The organism is Aeromonas sp. 2692-1, assembly GCF_013085505.1.
Lineage (GTDB): Bacteria > Pseudomonadota > Gammaproteobacteria > Enterobacterales > Aeromonadaceae > Aeromonas > Aeromonas hydrophila.
Map to the genome: position 1 here is coordinate 1289557 of NZ_CP038513.1, position 17891 is coordinate 1307447.

The following is a 17891-nucleotide window of genomic DNA, read 5'->3' on the forward strand; positions in this document are numbered from 1 at the left end:
ATCAGGGCTGATTAACTAGCCGGCGCGCATTCTCTCCTCGACATGAGTAAAAAGCAAACAATTATTTGCAGTTTTTCCTTGAGGGTCGTCTGTCGGCCACAAAAAGGGCTCCCGAGGGAGCCCTTTTTCATCACCAGGTGACGTCAGCCGGTGACTCAATAGTGGCCGCTGGCCTTCTTGGCGGCGGTGATCATCGGAGTGATGGTCATGCCTTGTACCACGATGGAGAACATCACCACCGAGTAGGTCATCACCAGGATCACTTCCCGCAGGTCGACGCCGTGTTCCGGCAGCATCATGACGCCGGAGGGGAGCGCCAGCGCCATGGCCATGGCCAGACCGCCGCGCAGGCCGCCCCAGGTGAGGATCCGCACCGAGAACTTGTTGTAGCTGCGATAGCGGCGGAAGGCCATATAGGGCAGCGACACGCTGATGAAGCGGGAGGCGAGGCAGAGCGGTACCGCGATGACCAGCAGGATCCAGTCACGCCAGGCCAGATCCAGCAGCACCAGCGCCAGACCGATCAGCAGGAACAGCAGGGCGTTGAGGAACTGGTCCATCAACTCCCAGAAGTGATCCAGGTGATGGCTGCTCTGCTCGGAGAAGCCGGAATGACGGGTCCAGTTGCCGATCATGATGCCGGTCACCACCATGGCCAGGGCGCCGGAGACGCCGATCATGTTGGCGAAGGCGAAGCCGGCGGTGGGGATGCAGAGGGTCAACAGCAGCTCCAGCGAACCGTCGTCGGTGGCGCTGATCATCACGTGGGCGATGAGGCCCAGCACGGCGCCGAACAGGATGCCGCCGAGGGCCTCATGCAGGAACAGGCCAGCCACGCTGCCGAAGGTGGGCTCGACGCCGCCGAACGCCACGGCGAACACGGTGGCGAAGATCACCAGGCCGACACCGTCGTTGAACAGCGATTCCCCTTCGATCTGGATGGCGATCTGGGGCGGTGCCTTCATCTTCTTGACGATGGCCAGTACGGCGATGGGGTCGGTGGGGGAGATCAGGGCACCGAACAGCATGCAATAGACCAGCGGCAGCTCCCAGCCCAGCAGCTTGGCGATGAACCAGAAGCCGTAGCCGACCATGAAGGTGGAGAGCAGGGTCGCCACGATGGAGAGAATGGTGATCTCCCACTTCTGGCTGCGCAGGGCTTTCAGATTGATCCCGAGACCGCCGGCGAACAGCAGGAAGCCCAGGATCCCCTTCAGCAGGAAATTCTGGAAGTCGATGCTCTCCATGGTCTTGACGGCCAGGGGTTCCAGATTGAACCAGCCCAGCTTACCGAACAGCACCAGCAGCGCGGAGATCAGCATGGAGCCCGCGGTGATGGCGATGGTGGTCTGGATCTTCACAACATACTGATTGGCAAAGGCGATAAAGATCGCCAACGCTGCCAGGAAGCAGAGTGTGTAGTAGACGCTCATAGTTATTTTTCTCTTTAGTAAACAGCAAGCACGTGTCCGGATTGAGGACGGGCATAGGGTACTCTTGGGTCACATGTTACTCATTACCTATTTATGAGTATATAGGTCGCTGATATAGACAGATAGACGGCTAGATTTCCATTTGATTTGTTTGCTGTTAGGATGCTGTTTACGCAGTTGCATGGATGTAAGAGGAACGAGCGGTGTCGAACAAAAAGTCGGATGTGACAAACAAACTGGAAGCCTGTCTCAAGGAGCGGATCCTGATCATCGATGGCGCCATGGGCACCATGATCCAGGGGTACAAGCTCGGTGAGGCCGATTATCGCGGCGCGCGCTTCGCCGACTGGCATACCGACATCAAGGGCAACAATGACCTGCTGGTGCTGACCCGTCCCGCCGTGATTCGCGAGATCCACGAGCAGTACTGCGCCGCCGGCGCCGACATCCTCGAGACCAACACCTTCAACGCCACCCGCATCGCCATGGCCGACTACGAGATGGAAGAGTTCTCGGCCGAGATCAACCGCGAGGCTGCCCGGCTGGCGCGCGCAGTGGCCGACGAGTGGACGGCGAAAGAGCCCCACAAGCCGCGCTTCGTGGCAGGGGTCTTGGGCCCGACCAACCGCACTGCCTCCATCTCGCCGGACGTGAACGATCCCGGCAAGCGCAACGTCACCTATGACCAGCTGGTGGCCGCCTACACCGAATCGACCCACGCTCTGATCGAGGGCGGCGCCGACATCATTCTGATCGAGACCATCTTCGATACCCTCAACGCCAAGGCCGCCGCCTTCGCGGTGGAAGGGGTGTTCGAGGCGCTGGGATACAGCCTGCCGGTGATGATCTCGGGCACCATCACGGACGCCTCCGGCCGTACCCTCTCGGGCCAGACCACCGAAGCCTTCTACCACTCGCTGCGCCACGTCAAACCCGTTTCGTTCGGTCTCAACTGCGCGCTCGGGCCGGATGAGCTGCGCCAGTACGTGGAGGAGCTGTCGCGCATCAGCGAGACCCATGTCAGCGCCCACCCCAACGCCGGGTTGCCTAATGCGTTCGGCGAGTACGATCTAGACGCGCATGAGATGGCCGAGTATATCCGCGAGTGGGCCCAGAGCGGCTTTCTCAACCTGGTGGGCGGCTGCTGCGGCACCACCCCGACCCATATTCGCGCCATGGCGGACGCCGTGGCGGGCATCAAGCCGCGCGCCCTGCCCGAGCTACCGGTAGCCTGCCGGCTGTCGGGCCTCGAGCCTCTCATCATCACCCCCGAATCCATGTTCGTGAACGTGGGGGAGCGCACCAACGTCACCGGCTCGGCCAAGTTCAAGCGGCTGATCAAGGAGGGGCTCTACGACGAGGCCCTCGACGTCGCCAAGCAGCAGGTGGAGAGCGGCGCCCAGATCATCGACATCAACATGGACGAGGGGATGCTGGACGCCGAGGCGGCCATGGTGCGCTTCTTGAACCTGATTGCCGGCGAGCCGGACATCGCCCGGGTGCCGGTGATGATCGACTCCTCCAAGTGGGAAGTGCTGGAGGCCGGCCTCAAGTGCGTGCAGGGCAAGCCGGTGGTCAACTCCATTTCCATGAAGGAGGGGGAGGAGAAATTCATCCAGCAGGCCAAGCTGCTGCGCCGCTACGGCGCAGCCGTCATCGTGATGGCGTTCGATGAGGTGGGCCAGGCCGATACCCGGGAGCGCAAGTTCGAGATCTGCCAGCGCGCCTACCGCATTCTGGTGGACCGGGTGGGCTTCCCGCCGGAAGACATCATCTTCGACCCCAATATCTTCGCGGTGGCGACTGGCATCGACGAGCACAACAACTACGCGGTGGACTTCATCGACGCGGTGAAGGACATCAAGCAGAACCTGCCCCACGCCATGATCTCCGGCGGCGTCTCCAACGTCTCGTTTTCGTTTCGCGGCAACGAGCCGGTGCGCGAGGCGATCCACGCGGTGTTCCTCTATCACGCCATCCAGAACGGCATGGACATGGGGATCGTCAACGCCGGCCAGCTGGCCATCTACGAAGACATCCCGAGCGATCTGAAAGAGAAGGTCGAGGCGGTGGTGCTGAACCTCAATCCGGACGCCACCGAGGCGCTGCTGGCCATCGCCGAGCGCTATCGCGGTGGTGGTGCCCAGGCGGAGGATCCGCGGGATCAGGCGTGGCGCAGCTGGCCGGTGGGCAAGCGGCTGGAGCACGCGCTGGTCAAGGGGATCACCGATTTCATCGAGGAGGATACCGAGGAGGCGCGCAGCCAGGCCGAGAAGCCGCTGCACGTGATCGAGGGGCCGCTGATGGACGGCATGAACGTGGTGGGCGATCTGTTCGGCGCCGGCAAGATGTTCCTGCCCCAGGTGGTGAAGTCGGCGCGGGTGATGAAGCGGGCAGTCGCCTACCTGCAGCCCTATATCGAGGCGGAGAAGTCCGGCGGTTCCAGCAACGGCAAAATCGTGATGGCTACCGTGAAAGGGGACGTGCACGACATCGGGAAGAACATCGTCGGGGTGGTGCTGCAGTGCAACAACTACGAGATCGTCGATCTCGGGGTCATGGTCTCTTGCGAGACCATTCTCAAGACGGCGCGGGAGGTCAATGCCGACATCATCGGCCTGTCGGGCCTGATCACTCCGTCGCTGGACGAGATGGTGCACGTGGCGAAAGAGATGGAGCGCCAGGGCTTCAAGTTGCCGCTGCTCATCGGCGGCGCTACCACCTCCAAGGCCCACACCGCGGTGAAGATAGAGCAGAACTACTCCGAACCCGTGGTCTATGTCTCCAACGCGTCGCGCGCGGTGGGGGTGGCCCAGAGTCTGCTGAGCCCGGAGCTCAAGCCCGCCTTCGTGGCCCGCATCGACAAGGAGTACGAGATTGCCCGCGAGCAGCACGCTCGCAAGCAGCCGCGTTCCAAGCCGGTCAGCCTGGCCCACGCCCGTGCCAACCGCCATCAGCTGGACTGGGCTGGCTATGAGCCACCCAAGCCCCGCGAACCCGGCGTGCAGATCTTCGAGGATGTGCCGGTCTCGGTGCTGCGCCCCTACATCGACTGGACGCCGTTCTTCCTGAGCTGGGAGCTGGCGGGCAAGTTCCCCCGCATCCTGGAAGATGAGGTAGTGGGGGAGGAGGCCACGCGCCTCTACGCCGATGCCAACGCTATGCTGGATCAGCTGGAAAAAGATCGGAGCGTGCGCTGCGCCGGCATCATAGGTCTGTTCCCCGCCAACGCCGTGGGCGACAGCATCGAGGTCTATACCGACGAGTCGCGCAGCGAGGTGCGCAAGGTGCTGCACCATCTGCGTCAGCAGAGCGAGAAGCAGGGCTTCCCCAACTACTGTCTGGCAGACTATGTGGCGCCGAAGGAGAGCGGCAAGCCCGACTGGGTCGGTGCCTTCGCGGTGACCGGCGGCATCGGCGAGGAGGCTATCGCCAAGGCCTACAAGGCGGAGCACGACGACTACAACGCCATCCTCATTCAGGCGGTATGCGATCGCCTGGCCGAGGCCTTCGCCGAGTATCTGCACGAGCAGGTGCGTAAAGTGCACTGGGGCTATGCCCCCGAGGAGGCGCTCAGCAACGAGGAGCTGATCCGCGAGAACTACCGTGGCATCCGCCCGGCCCCCGGCTACCCCGCCTGCCCCGAGCACACCGAGAAGGGCAGCATCTGGGAGCTGCTGGGGGTGGAGCAGGCCATCGGCATGAAGCTGACGGAATCCTACGCCATGTGGCCGGGGGCGGCCGTGTCGGGCTGGTATTTCTCCCACCCCGACAGCAAGTATTTCGCGGTGGCGCAGATCCAGCAGGATCAGGTGGAAGATTATGCCCAGCGCAAGGGGATGACGCTGGCCGAAGCCGAGCGCTGGCTGGGGCCGAACCTGCATTAAAGGGGTGGCAACCGGGTCAATCCCGATTGATCCTGGATGAACAACGGCGGCATCCTGTACTGGGGGACAGACCAGTCTGGTGCCGCCGTTTGACAATCTGGTGACAGCGGGATGGCAGCGCAGGTTTCTGTGTGGTTTGTCTTGTTGTCAGGAGAAACAATTGGCGTTGTCTTGGCGCTGTGGCACCTTATACTCTCCCGCCCCATCCTGCCCAGGCACTGCCTTCTAGCGGAATTGTCATGAAGATCGCCATTTTATCCCGTGAGCCCAACAACTACTCCACCCGCCGTCTGGTCGAGGTGGCGCAGGCGCGCGGTCATCAGGTCGAGGTGCTCGACACCCTGCGCTGTTACATGAACATCGCCTCCCACAACCCCTCCATCCACTACGAAGGACGGGAACTGGAGAGCTATGATGCGGTGATCCCGCGCATCGGGGCCAGCATCACCTTCTACGGCACCGCCGTGCTGCGCCAGTTCGAGATGATGAACACCATGGCGCTCAACAGCTCGGTGGCCATTTCCCGCTCCCGCGACAAGCTGCGGGCGATGCAGCTGCTCTCCCGCCACGGCATCGGCCTGCCGGTGACCGGCTATGCCCACAGCACCCACGACGTGCCCGACCTCATCACCATGGTGGGCGGTGCGCCGCTGGTGGTGAAGCTGCTGGAGGGAACCCAGGGGATCGGCGTGGTGCTGTGCGAGACCCAGAAGGCCGCCGAGAGCGTGATCGAGGCCTTCATCCAGACCAACAACAACATCCTGGTGCAGGAGTACATCCGCGAGGCCAACGGCGCCGACATCCGCTGTCTGGTGGTCAACGGCAAGGTGGTGGCCGCCATGCGCCGCCAGGCCCAGCCGGGAGAGTTTCGCTCCAACCTGCATCGGGGCGGCACCGCCGAGGCGATCAAGATAAGCCCGGAAGAGCGGGCCACCGCGGTGCAGGCCGCCAAGATCATGGGGCTGGACGTGGCCGGGGTGGATATCCTGCGCAGTGCCCGCGGCCCGCTGGTGCTGGAGGTGAACTCCTCCCCCGGCCTGCAGGGGGTGGAAGCGGCCTCCGGCAAGGACGTAGCCGGCAAGATCATCGAGTTTCTCGAGCTCAAGGCGAGTCGCAAGCACAAGCCGGCGGAGTGACGCCGGGCTTGCCGCCACTCCATCACACAGGGCGCCTTCGGGCGCCCTGTTGTTTTTGGGCTCATCGCTCGGCTGGGCGGGTGGCTTGAACCTGCGGGTGCCGCGAACGGCAAGACAGGTAACAAATGACGCTGGTTGTGGCGTTATCATCTGTTGCAAAATTGCACCACACCAATATCAAACACCATTGCTTAATTATTTTCTGGATGAAGTGACTGGATTGCCGTGCCGCACTTGCCTCCAGTTGGCACAAACGCTCTACTTGTCGCCCTTCGCAGGTCGCGAAACATAAAAATTTAATAAAACTATCTGCGGATTTTTTGCACGAATAAACCATTCGTGCCGACTTCCGTCATGATTTGACATTGTCATAGGCAGATTACGCAGCATGAATAACCAAAAATTAACATCCAGAGACATAGTCGCGTTGGGTTTCATGACCTTCGCGCTCTTCGTCGGTGCCGGCAACATCATCTTCCCGCCCATGGTGGGGTTGCAGGCCGGTGAACAGGTGTGGGGCGCCGCCGCCGGCTTCCTGCTGACGGCGGTCGGCCTGCCGGTGCTCACCGTGGTGGCGCTGGCCAAGGTCGGGGGCGGTGTGGATGCCCTGAGTGCGCCCATCGGCCGCAAGGCCGGGTTGCTGCTCGCCACCGTCTGCTATCTGGCCGTGGGGCCGCTGTTTGCCACCCCGCGTACGGCGACCGTCTCCTACGAGGTGGGGCTGGCGCCGCTGTTTGGTGACGATGGTTCGGCCCTGCTGATCTACAGCCTGGTCTACTTCAGCCTGGTGATCGGCATCTCCCTCTATCCGGGCCGGCTGCTCGACACCGTGGGCCACGTGCTGGCACCGATCAAGATCCTGGCGCTGGCGGCGCTGGGTCTTGCGGTTCTGCTGTGGCCTGCCGGTTCTGCCATCCCTGCCGTCGAAAGCTACCAGCATCAGCCTTTCTCCAACGGTTTCGTCAATGGCTACCTCACCATGGACACGCTGGGTGCCATGGTGTTTGGCATCGTCATCGTCAATGCGGCCCGCTCGCGCGGGGTGAGCAGTGCCAAGTTGCTGACCCGTTACACCGTACTGGCCGGCCTTATCGCCGGGATGGGTCTGACGCTGGTCTATCTCAGCCTGTTCCGCTTGGGCTCGGTGAGCGGTGAACTGGTGCCCCACGCCCAGAATGGCGCCGAGATCCTGCACGCCTACGTCCAGCACACCTTCGGCAGCATGGGCAGCGGCTTCCTGGCACTGCTCATCTTCATCGCCTGTCTGGTGACGGCCGTCGGCCTGACCTGCGCCTGTGCCGAGTTCTTCGCCCAGTATTTGCCGCTCTCCTACCGTACCCTGGTGTTGCTGCTGGGCGGCTTCTCCATGCTGGTTTCGAACCTGGGACTGAGCCACCTGATCCAGCTCTCGGTGCCGGTACTGACCGCCATCTACCCCCCCTGCATCGTGCTGGTGGTGCTGAGCTTCACCCTGCGCTGGTGGGGCAACGGCACCCGGGTGGTGGGGCCTGTCATGCTGATCAGCCTGCTGTTCGGTCTGATCGACGGGCTCAAGGCCTCGGCCCTGGCCGGCCTGCTGCCGGCATGGAGCCTCGCCCTGCCCCTGAACGAGCAGGGGCTGGCCTGGCTGCCGCCCTCGCTGTGTGCCCTGCTGCTGGCGGCCCTCTGGGATCGCCTGCAGGGTCGTCCACAGGTGGCGTCTGTCAGTAAGAGCGCGGTCTGAATGCAAAACCGGCCTTTTGGCCGGTTTTGGTGATTGAAACAATGCACAAGGCGCCCTCGGGCGCCTTGTCGTTTTTACTCCCGCATCGCCAGTCTGGCGCTGAAGATGCCGCCCTCCAGCCGGGTCTCTATCTGCCAGCCCAGCTTCTCGCAGATGCGCTGGATAATGGTGAGGCCGCAGCCGTAGCCGAGGATCTGATCCGGCGCGGCCGCGGTGGGGTTGCTGATGGTGAGCACGGGGCCGGCCAGCTCGATGTCGATGTGCCCCTCGGCGTAGCTGAGGGCATTCTTCAGCAGGTTGCCGAGCGCAATGGCGAGCAGGGAGAGGGGGGCCAGCGCCTCGCTCTCATCGTCCAGCTGCAACCGGATATCCAGCTCCTCTCGCTGCAGCAGCGGGGCGAGGCGAGCCAGTTCCTGACGAATGAGCGGCGCCACCTGCTGGGGCGGGCGCTCCACCGGCTCCTTGCGGCCCAGCAGCAGAAAGGTCTCGGTGAGCAGCGCCATCTCGTCAGCGGCGGCGCGGATGCGGGTGGTGGCGCGGGCGGCGGGTGCGGGCAGATCGCTCACCTTGCCGAGCAGGGCGGCCGAGCCCTGGATCACCATGTTGGGGGTGCGCAGCTCGTGGCTGGCGAAGCGGCTGAACTCCTGCTCGCGGGCAAACACGGCGGCCACCTCCTGCTTGCCGGCCAGCAGCGCCAGCTCGATGTCCCTGAGCTCCTGCCAGGGGGCGTCGGGCACGAAGTCCGCCTGATCCGGGGTGAGATGGGCGACCCGCTGCTGCAGCCGCTGCAGCGGCCGGGTGATGTGGCGCACCAGCCAAATGCCGAAGCCGATGCAGCCGAGCAGCAGGGCCAGCCCGATCAGCCGGGTCGCCAGGTGCAGCTGATCCTCGTAAGGATCCAGGTAGTCGTCGGCGTCGTCGTTGAACACCAGGTAGAGCAGCCCCTCACCGGACGGGTGGGGCCGCACCAGGAAGTGCTTGTCCTCGTCCCCCAGCACGTGTTCGTAGAAGCCCGGGCGCTGGTAGGGCTTGAGCCAGACCGGCAGGCGGCCGGCCTCGGTCCAGTAGCTGGAGAACTGACGTGGGCTGGGGGCGGGGGCCGCCATGCCGAGCCGCAGCCAGTCGTCGCTGTAGCGGGTCACCTCGGCCTCCAGCCAGTGGCGCAGGCTGAGCTCCTCCATCTTGTCCTCGGCCACCACCATCAGCAGGCTGATGATGACCAGCAGCAGCAGGCCGGCGCCGCTCAGGGTGAGGATCAGGCGACGGCGCAGGCTGGGCAGGCTCATGATGGCCTCCCTGTTGGCGAAGTCAGGCAGCGCTGGCGGCTCATCATGGGGTCACCAGCCGATAGCCCTGACCGTGCAGGGTTTCCAGCATGGGGGCGGGGAAGGGCTTGTCGAGCGCATTGCGCAGGGCATAGATGTGGCTGCGCAGGGCGTCGGAGTCCGGCTCCTCGTCGCCCCAGACGATGTCGAGCACCTCCTGGCGGGTGACCAGGGCGGGGGCCCGGCGGGCCAGCAGGGTGAGGATCTGGAACGGGATCTTGCCGAGCTTGAGTTCGACCCCGGCCCGGGTGGCGCGGCCGCTGGCGGGATCCAGGGTCAGCTCGCCCACGCACAGCGCCCCCATGTCGCTGCGGGGGCCGCGCAGGGCCAGCGCCTGCAACCGCACTTCCAGCTCCTCCATGGCGAACGGCTTGACCAGATAGTCGTCACCGCCGGCCTTGAAGCCCGCCAGCTTGTCGTCCAGGCTGTCGCGGGCGGTGAGAAACAGCACGGGAGTCGGGATCCCCTGCTCCCGCAGGCGGGCCACCGTGCTGAGGCCGTCGAGGCGCGGCATCATGACGTCCATGATGATGACGTCGAAGCGCTGCTCGGCCAGCAGTTGCAGGGCCGCCTGGCCGTGGTAGGCACAGTCCAGCCTATGGCCCGCCAGCTCCAGATAATCCATGATGGTTTCCGTGACCTGGGGATTGTCTTCCACCACCAGTATTTTCATGCTTTGATCTCCTGGTCTTGACCGGCATTTCACGGTCATCTCACACCGGATGAGGCATCCTGTGTGGCAGTGTAACCCCGAGGATCCCCGATGAAGAAGTCTCTCTGCACTCTCCTGCTGCTGATCTTGCTGCCATTCGGCGCTGCGCAGTCGGCAGAGTTCAAATTGACCGGCCGCACCACCTGGCAGCTGGGCCAGCTGATGGTCAACGGCATTCCCTTTGTGCTCGACGAACAGACCCGCTTCAAGGACGGGCTGAGAGAGGACGATCTCGGCGGTACCTGGGTTGACCTGGAAGGGGTGGTCGAGGGCGAGCTGCGGCTGATCCGGGAGGTCGAGAAGCTGGAGGAGGATGACGAGATGGATCTGGAAGGGCCGGTGGAGCGGGGGCGGATCTGGGGTTATGTTACCTCGGACGACAGCTTGGCCCCGTTCGAAGGACGCTGGCTGGAGCTGGAGTGCAAGTTTGACGGCATGCGTCTGAGCCGCTGCCGCGAGGATGACTGAGCCAGGCCGGCGTGGCGCTGGCGGAAAAATGGTACAGCTGGGTCCATAGTTAAACCTCGCACGGTTTGACCATGGGCCCTTTGTTATGACACGTACTTCCCTGCTGTTGCTGACACTGCCGCTCTGCGCTCTGGCCGCCGATGGCGAGCTCTGGCTGGTGGAGCTGGAACACAACGATGGCCTGCGCCTGCAGTTTCAGGGCGCCGAACTCGAGCTCGGCAACGCCGCGCTGAGCGGGGTGGCTGGCAACGATGAGCTCAGACCCGGCATGCGTCTGGCCATCCTCAGCCGTGACGGAGTCGCCGAGCGGATCGGCATGGCCGACGCCATCGCCGGATTCTTGCCGACCAGCCAGTGGCGCCGGGCCGAAGCCTCCCTGCTGGCGGTCACGGGCCGCGCCCTGCGGCTGCAGGGGCTCGGCGTGCTGGCCTTCGATGACGATACCCGCTGGCTGAATGGCAGCCCGGCCGACCTGCAACCAGGCCGCAAGCTGGTGCTCAGTCGTAACGAGCAGGGCCGCCTGACCGAGATCCTGATCGCCAATCCGGAAGATGAATAAAAAGCAGCGCCACGGGGGCGCTGCTCTGCTGTTTATTGAAAGTGGATGTTTTCGAGGGGGATCTGGATGGCGTTCCAGGAGGTATAACAGGGCTTTGTACTTGGATAGGTAAACTCGAAGAGTTTTTGCTTGTCCTTGTTTATTCCCTGAATGATGGCACGGGATCTGTTATCTGCAGCCGCATAGTTGATAAGAAGATCCCCTTGAGTTGCCAGCCTGTCTTCGTAAATGCTGGAACAGATGTCGGAGTAAATTCCATCGTCAAAACTCCAGGTTACCTGAGCCGTTTTATTCTGATTGTCGATCGCAAAGATGGCCGTCTGGCTGGTGGCCAGGTCTATGCCAGCCGGTGTCCCGGCAGGGTTGTTGAAACTTCTGCGGCCATTGTTGAACAGCATCAGCTTGCCATCTTTGGTCATGGAGACGGCATGCTGTCCTATCGGGGTCTGCCCGGAGGAGAGTGACAGCGCAAGCTTTTGCAGGGAAGGGTAGGAGTACCAGTGTTTGGTCTCGTCTCCCAGCAACCAGATCAGCTTGCCGGTGGCGTAGTCCAGTTTGACGACAAAATTCTCCCGACTTGAGATTACCAGAGTATCGTCGGCCGGGTCATAGGTGGCCGCGTTCATGTGGAACCAATCCACGCCATCTCTGACAAAGTTGCTGGGATCATCCCCCTCTTGCAACATGTATTCAGAGAATATCTTTCCTAAGTCCCACTCTTTGATGACTTTGCCATTACTGTCTATTTCACTGAGGAAGGATTCTATTTTCAATGCACCATCCGTGGTACCATCCAGCTCAATCAATATTCCCTGTTTTCCTGAGTCGATATTGTGATGAAAATAGGCATCGCTCCCCATATTGGTTCCATTGATGGATATAGAAGACTTTTTACCGTAAAGAGACAGTGAGTCTATATTTATGCCTTTTACATTCCCAGTGAGAAATTTATCTCCTTGGAAAATAGTGGACATGGAGTCTTGCGTTATACCCGCATCCCAGCGGACATTGCCATCAATATCCATGATAATAGGAGTCTTTAAACGACTTTTTATATAAAAATAGCTATAGGTTGGTGTGGCAGTTGGTTTGATGCTGATGCCAACGTTGTCATAGACACCGGCGCTATCGATATAGGCTGAGGTGGTAATATGTTTTTGAAAAACATAGTGACTGTCATCAATAAACTGAATGTTGACTGTGACGTCATTGGTATAGGCACTATATAGACCGAAAACGGGGAGCTGGAACCTTCTATTTTGCATATCATACAAACCATTGGTCGCAATATATTGCCAGTCATAAGTGGCTGTTACCGGTTTGGCGTAGCTGCCGATTTTAGGTTTGATAGTGAACGAGATATTCTTAATATTGTTGCTGTCTAATCCAGTGAGATCCAGAGCAGAAATAAAAACGGAATCATGGATGTCATTTTCTGTTACTTGCGTGGCTGGATCATAGCTGAGCTGTTCGGCCAATGTCTTGCTGTTGTCGCTGCTGCCGTTGCAACCATATAGGCTGAAACAGACGAAGGTGAACAAAAGTGATTTTTTCATGCTCATGATAAACACCATCCCTGTGTTAATGAATTGTCCCATTGTAGTGAAAAATTCATGGTTGAGTAAATAAACAGGCCGTATATACTGGCGCCATCTTGTCGGAGTGCTGACCGTCGAACGACGCTAAGCTGAGACCGTTAATTCGGGATCCGTGGAACCTGATCAGGTTAAGACCTGCGAAGGGAAACAAGGGTAACTTGCGGGTTACCGCGCCGGGGCAAACCCTCGCTCAGCAGGAGCAGAGCCCCAGCCATCAAGGGCACCGCCGGCGATGGTTCAGGCGCACAGAGGGGGAGGCTGTCCCGTCCGGTTGTTCATAGGGCGCCGGGTTTCCAGACTAGGGAAACACCGGGATGGCAGAGCAGGGAAGATCCATGCCCGACTCATTCCCCCCAGCACACCCCGCCGCAAGTTCATCTTCTCCTCGAACTCCAGACAAGCAAACACCCATAACTTCAACCAGTTAATGTGAGTTTTGCTATGTCTACCAATGTTTCTGATACCGCCAAATCCAGCCGCCGCGAGCAGCGCTCCAGCGCTCAGACTTTTATCGACAACCTCAAGGGGATGGCTCACCCCAACTCCCGCCGCATCTTTATCGAAGGCTCCCGCGCCGATATCCGGGTACCCCTGCGGGAGATCCAGCTGGCCGACACCTTCGTCGGCGGCACCAAAGAAAATCCCCAATTCGAGCCCAACGAGCCGGTGCCGGTCTACGACACCTCGGGCCGTTACGGGGAGGAGGGGGTCGCCATCGACGTGCGCCGTGGCCTGCCGCGCCTGCGGGAGAACTGGGTGCTGGAGCGCGATGACACCGACGAACTGCCGGGGCTCAGCTCTACCTTCACTCAGGAGCGTCTGGCCGACGAGGGGCTGGATCACCTGCGCTTCGAGCATCTGCCGAAACCGCGCCGCGCCAAGCCGGGCCGTCGAGTCACCCAGCTCCATTACGCCCGTGCCGGCATCGTCACTCCCGAGATGGAATTTATCGCCATTCGCGAGAACATGGGGCGCGAGCGGGTGCGCTCTGAACTGTTGCGCACCCAGCATCCGGGCCGCGATTTCGGTGCCCGTTTGCCCCAGAACATCACCCCCGAATTTGTGCGCGATGAGGTGGCCGCCGGTCGCGCCATCATCCCCAGCAACATCAACCACCCGGAAGCGGAGCCGATGATCATCGGCCGCAATTTTCTGGTGAAGATCAACGCCAACATCGGCAACTCGGCGGTCACTTCCAGCATCGAGGAGGAGGTGGAGAAGCTGGTCTGGTCGACTCGCTGGGGCGCCGACACCGTGATGGATCTCTCCACCGGCCGCTACATCCACGAGACCCGCGAGTGGATCCTGCGCAACAGCCCGGTGCCCATCGGTACCGTGCCCATCTATCAGGCGCTGGAGAAGACCAACGGCATCGCCGAAGACCTCACCTGGGAGCTGTTCCGCGACACCCTGCTGGAGCAGGCCGAGCAGGGGGTGGACTACTTCACCATCCACGCCGGTGTCTTGCTGCGCTTCGTGCCGATGACCGCCAAGCGCCTCACCGGCATCGTGTCGCGCGGCGGCAGCATCATGGCCAAGTGGTGCCTGTCGCACCACAAGGAAAACTTCCTCTACCAGCACTTTCGCGAGATCTGCGAGATCTGCGCCGCCTATGACGTGGCCCTGTCGCTGGGCGACGGTCTGCGTCCGGGCTCCGTCTATGACGCCAACGACGAGGCCCAGTTCGCCGAGCTGCGCACCCTGGGCGAGCTGACCCAAATCGCGTGGGAGTACGACGTGCAGGTGATGATCGAGGGGCCGGGTCACGTGCCGATGCACATGATCGAGCGCAACATGACCGAGCAGCTGGAGCACTGCCACGAGGCCCCGTTCTATACGCTGGGCCCGCTCACCACCGATATCGCGCCGGGTTACGATCACTTCACCTCCGGTATCGGTGCCGCCATGATCGGCTGGTACGGCTGCGCCATGCTCTGCTACGTGACCCCCAAGGAGCATCTGGGCCTGCCCAACAAGGAGGACGTGAAGCAGGGGCTCATCACCTACAAGATCGCCGCCCACGCCGCCGATCTGGCCAAGGGGCACCCGGGCGCCCAGATCCGCGACAACGCCATGTCCAAGGCGCGCTTCGAGTTCCGCTGGGAGGATCAATTCAACCTGGCGCTGGATCCCGACACCGCCCGCGCCTACCACGACGAGACCCTGCCGCAGGAGTCCGGCAAGGTGGCCCACTTCTGCTCCATGTGCGGCCCCAAGTTCTGCTCCATGAAGATCACCCAGGACGTGCGTGACTACGCCGCCAAGCTGGAGGCCGTGGAGATCAAGCTGGTCGGCATGGATGGCCAGCAGGAGCAGGTGGTGGCTCAGGTGGAGAGCGGCATGGCTCGCATGGCAGAGACCTTCAAGGAGACCGGCGGCGAGATTTACCATCAGGCGGCGGCGCTGAAACAGGCTGCAGGGGAGGAGGCGTGAGCAGCGCAAGCGGGGCTGTCAGCCCCGCCGACCTGTCGCCCGTGACGGACTCTCGCCCTGTGGTCTGGACCATAGCGGGTTCAGATTCCGGCGGCGGCGCCGGCATTCAGGCCGACTTGCACACATTGCACGACCTCGGTGTGCACGGCTGCTCCGTCATCTCCGCCATTACCGCCCAGAACTCGGTGGCGGTGAAGATGGTTGACCCTGTGCTGATGCAGACCTTCACCGCCCAGATCGACGCCCTCGGTGTCGATCTGCCGCCTGCCGCCATCAAGATCGGCCTGCTGCCGACCCGGCTTCACGTTGAGGTGCTGGCCCGCCGACTGGCTGCCATCGAGGCTCCCTTCGTGGTCTACGACCCGGTGGCCATCGCCAGCACCGGCACCCCGATGGCGGAGCCCAATATGCTGGAGGCGGTGCGCGAGCAGCTGTTGCCGCGCCTCTCCTTGATCACCCCCAACGGCCCCGAGCTGGAAGCCCTGACCGGCTTGCCGGTCAGCAGCCCCGAACTGGTGCGCCTCGCCGCCCGCCGCCTGCGCGAACTCGGCGCCCGCGCCGTGCTGGTCAAGGGCGGCCATCTGGAGTGGAGCGGCGATCTCTGCCTCGACTACTACCAGGATGAGCAGCGTGAATTCTGGTTGGCGGCGCCGCGCCTCGATACCCGCCACGGTCACGGCACCGGCTGCTGTTACGCCAGCGCCATCGCCGCCGTGGTTGCGCAGGATTATCCGGTAGAGGATGCCATCACCCTCGCTCGTGCCTACCTGCAACAGGGGTTGGCGGCGGCGCAGGGAGTGGGCGCAGGCCCGGGCCCCATCGCCCATCTCGGCTGGCCCGCCGATCTTGCCCACTTCCCTCGCGCCGTGCTGGCGGGTTCAACACTCGATCGCCGCTTCGGATTGTATGAGACAAGCAGTGCCCGCCTGCCGCAGGGTCCCTTTGCCGCAACCGAACACAACCTCGGCCTCTATCCGGTGGTCGATTCGGTCAAGTGGCTGCGTCGCCTGCTGGGGCAGGGGGTCAAGACCATCCAGCTGCGGATCAAGAATCTGCCCGCCGCTCAGGTGGCACCGGCCATTCGTGATGCGGTTGAGCTTGGTCGCCGCCATGGGGCGCGACTCTTTATCAACGACTACTGGCAGCAGGCCATCGAGGCGGGCGCCTGGGGCGTGCATCTGGGACAGGAGGATATGGAGACCGCCGATCTCGCTGCCATTCAGGCGGCCGGGCTGCGCCTTGGCATCTCCACCCACGGCTACTTCGAGTTGATGCGGGCGCGAGAGCTGGCCCCATCCTATATCGCGCTGGGGCATATCTTCCCGACCAACACCAAGGCGATGCCTTCGCGCCCCCAGGGGCTGGTGCGGCTGCATCGCTACCGCGCCCTGATGGCGGAGTGGCCGACGGTGGCCATCGGCGGCATCAGCGAGGAGCGGGTGGCGGCGGTCAAGGCAAGCGGGGTCGGCAGTATCGCGCTGGTCTCGGCCATCACGGCCAGCGACGACTGGCAGGGGGCGACCGAACGGCTGCTCGCGGCCGTGGGGGCGGGGGATGAGCCGCGCTCGGCGCAGCTTATGACCGACATGCAGGAGGCAGTTCATGCTCTCTGATGCTGAGTATTTGCGATACGGCCGCCAGCTGATGCTGGCGGAAGTGGGGGAGGCGGGGCAGGCGCGACTGAAAGATAAGTCTGTGCTGATCGTCGGCCTCGGCGGGCTTGGCTCGCCGCTGGCCCTCTATCTGGCCGGGGCCGGGGTGGGCACCTTGTGGCTAGCCGATGGCGATACGGTCGATTCAAGCAATCTGCCGCGCCAGATCTTGTTCGATGTTGATGCGGTCAACCACTCCAAGGCGGAGCTGGCCCGCGAGCGCTTGGCGGCCCACAACCCGCTGGTGGAGCTGATCGCCATCAACCAGCGGCTCGATGCCGCCAGCCTGCCGGAGTTTGTGGCCGAGGTAGATCTGGTGATCGACTGCTGCGACAACCTCGCCACCCGGCAAGCCATCAACGCCGCCTGCGTGGCTCAGGGCAAGCCCTGGATCTCTGCCGCGGCGGTGGGTTGGCAGGGGCAGCTGATGGCGCGCACAGGTGCGGATCACGCCTGCTACGCCTGCCTCTATCCGCTGGATACCAAGATCAAGGAGAGCTGCGAGACCAGCGGCGTCATCGGCCCGCTGGTGGGGGTGATGGGCTCTTTGCAGGCGCTGGAGGCACTGAAACTGCTGCTCGGCCTGCCAAGCCCGGTTGCTGGCACCCTGCGCCGTTTCGATGCTTTGACCCATCAGTGGCAGACCCTCACCTTGGCCCCCGACCCCGATTGCCCGGTTTGCGGGCAGCGCCGATGCCCGACACACGATAAGGAGATCACCCCATGACCCTCGCCATTCGACTCAACGATAGAGCCCAGCCGCTGGCGGTTGGGCAGAGCGTGGCCGACCTGCTGGCTGCGCAAGGGGTCAACCCCCAAGGGGTGGCGGTGGCTCTTAACGGCGCCGTGCTGCCCCGTGGTCGCTGGGCCGAGACCCGTCTCAATGACGGAGACGAACTCCACCTCTTTACCGCCATAGCGGGAGGCTGATCCATGATGCTCGCAGTCCCATCTTCGAGCGCCCT

At 62.6% G+C, this 17891-nt stretch carries 13 protein-coding genes and 1 riboswitch; of the genes, 9 read left to right on the forward strand and 4 right to left on the reverse strand.

Going from position 1 to position 17891, the window contains the following annotated elements; genetic code table 11:
• Positions 1-155: 155 nt before the first annotated feature.
• Entirely contained in the window at positions 156-1433 is a 1278-nt protein-coding gene (locus E5E97_RS06345; RefSeq protein WP_024945658.1) for a sodium:proton antiporter, read from the reverse strand.
• Between the two features lie 203 nt (positions 1434-1636).
• On the opposite strand from E5E97_RS06345, the gene metH reads away from it, so the two are divergent.
• From metH to brnQ, 3 genes are all read left to right on the forward strand, one after another.
• Positions 1637-5320: a methionine synthase gene (metH, locus tag E5E97_RS06350; RefSeq protein WP_171279997.1), complete on the forward strand. Its 3684-nt coding sequence runs from the start codon at positions 1637-1639 to the stop codon at positions 5318-5320.
• 239 nt (positions 5321-5559) lie between these two features.
• Positions 5560-6456: a 30S ribosomal protein S6--L-glutamate ligase gene (rimK, locus tag E5E97_RS06355; RefSeq protein WP_016349212.1), complete on the forward strand. Its 897-nt coding sequence runs from the start codon at positions 5560-5562 to the stop codon at positions 6454-6456.
• 388 nt (positions 6457-6844) lie between these two features.
• Positions 6845-8179 (forward strand): branched-chain amino acid transport system II carrier protein, encoded by a 1335-nt coding sequence (gene brnQ, locus E5E97_RS06360; protein WP_171279998.1) that lies wholly within the window; start codon positions 6845-6847, stop codon positions 8177-8179.
• Between the two features lie 74 nt (positions 8180-8253).
• On the opposite strand, the gene E5E97_RS06365 is transcribed toward brnQ, so the two are convergent.
• Complete coding sequence (locus E5E97_RS06365; RefSeq protein ID WP_016349214.1) at positions 8254-9465, reverse strand: HAMP domain-containing sensor histidine kinase; 1212 nt, start codon at positions 9463-9465, stop codon at positions 8254-8256.
• A gap of 43 nt (positions 9466-9508) precedes the next feature.
• Positions 9509-10177, reverse strand: coding sequence for a response regulator transcription factor (locus E5E97_RS06370; protein ID WP_162902053.1), 669 nt, complete (start codon positions 10175-10177; stop codon positions 9509-9511).
• 90 nt (positions 10178-10267) lie between these two features.
• Between E5E97_RS06370 and E5E97_RS06375 the strand changes: the two genes are divergently transcribed.
• Both E5E97_RS06375 and E5E97_RS06380 read left to right on the forward strand, forming a co-directional pair.
• Positions 10268-10684 (forward strand): hypothetical protein, encoded by a 417-nt coding sequence (locus E5E97_RS06375; RefSeq protein WP_162902052.1) that lies wholly within the window; start codon positions 10268-10270, stop codon positions 10682-10684.
• An 85-nt stretch (positions 10685-10769) separates the two neighbouring features.
• Positions 10770-11243: a hypothetical protein gene (locus tag E5E97_RS06380; protein ID WP_045528837.1), complete on the forward strand. Its 474-nt coding sequence runs from the start codon at positions 10770-10772 to the stop codon at positions 11241-11243.
• Positions 11244-11275: 32 nt separating this feature from the next.
• On the opposite strand, the gene E5E97_RS06385 is transcribed toward E5E97_RS06380, so the two are convergent.
• A complete protein-coding gene (locus tag E5E97_RS06385; protein WP_162902051.1) occupies positions 11276-12805 on the reverse strand; it encodes an aryl-sulfate sulfotransferase in 1530 nt (509 codons plus the stop codon).
• 86 nt (positions 12806-12891) lie between these two features.
• Positions 12892-13005, forward strand: a riboswitch (TPP riboswitch).
• Positions 13006-13282: 277 nt separating this feature from the next.
• On the opposite strand from E5E97_RS06385, the gene thiC reads away from it, so the two are divergent.
• From thiC to thiS, 4 genes are read left to right on the forward strand one after another with little or no spacing between them, the layout of a single operon-like run.
• Positions 13283-15274, forward strand: a complete 1992-nt coding sequence (thiC, locus tag E5E97_RS06390) for a phosphomethylpyrimidine synthase ThiC (RefSeq protein WP_301270964.1) — start codon at positions 13283-13285, stop codon at positions 15272-15274.
• Positions 15271-16887 carry a thiamine phosphate synthase gene (gene thiE / locus E5E97_RS06395; RefSeq protein ID WP_171279999.1) on the forward strand — a complete coding sequence of 539 codons (1617 nt, stop codon included), beginning with the start codon at positions 15271-15273 and terminating at the stop codon, positions 16885-16887. Before thiC ends, thiE begins: the two co-directional genes overlap by 4 nt.
• A complete protein-coding gene (locus E5E97_RS06400; RefSeq protein ID WP_171280000.1) occupies positions 16877-17653 on the forward strand; it encodes a HesA/MoeB/ThiF family protein in 777 nt (258 codons plus the stop codon). Before thiE ends, E5E97_RS06400 begins: the two co-directional genes overlap by 11 nt.
• Positions 17650-17856: a sulfur carrier protein ThiS gene (gene thiS, locus E5E97_RS06405; protein ID WP_171280001.1), complete on the forward strand. Its 207-nt coding sequence runs from the start codon at positions 17650-17652 to the stop codon at positions 17854-17856. The genes E5E97_RS06400 and thiS overlap by 4 nt, the downstream gene beginning before the upstream one ends.
• Positions 17857-17891 lie beyond the last annotated feature (35 nt).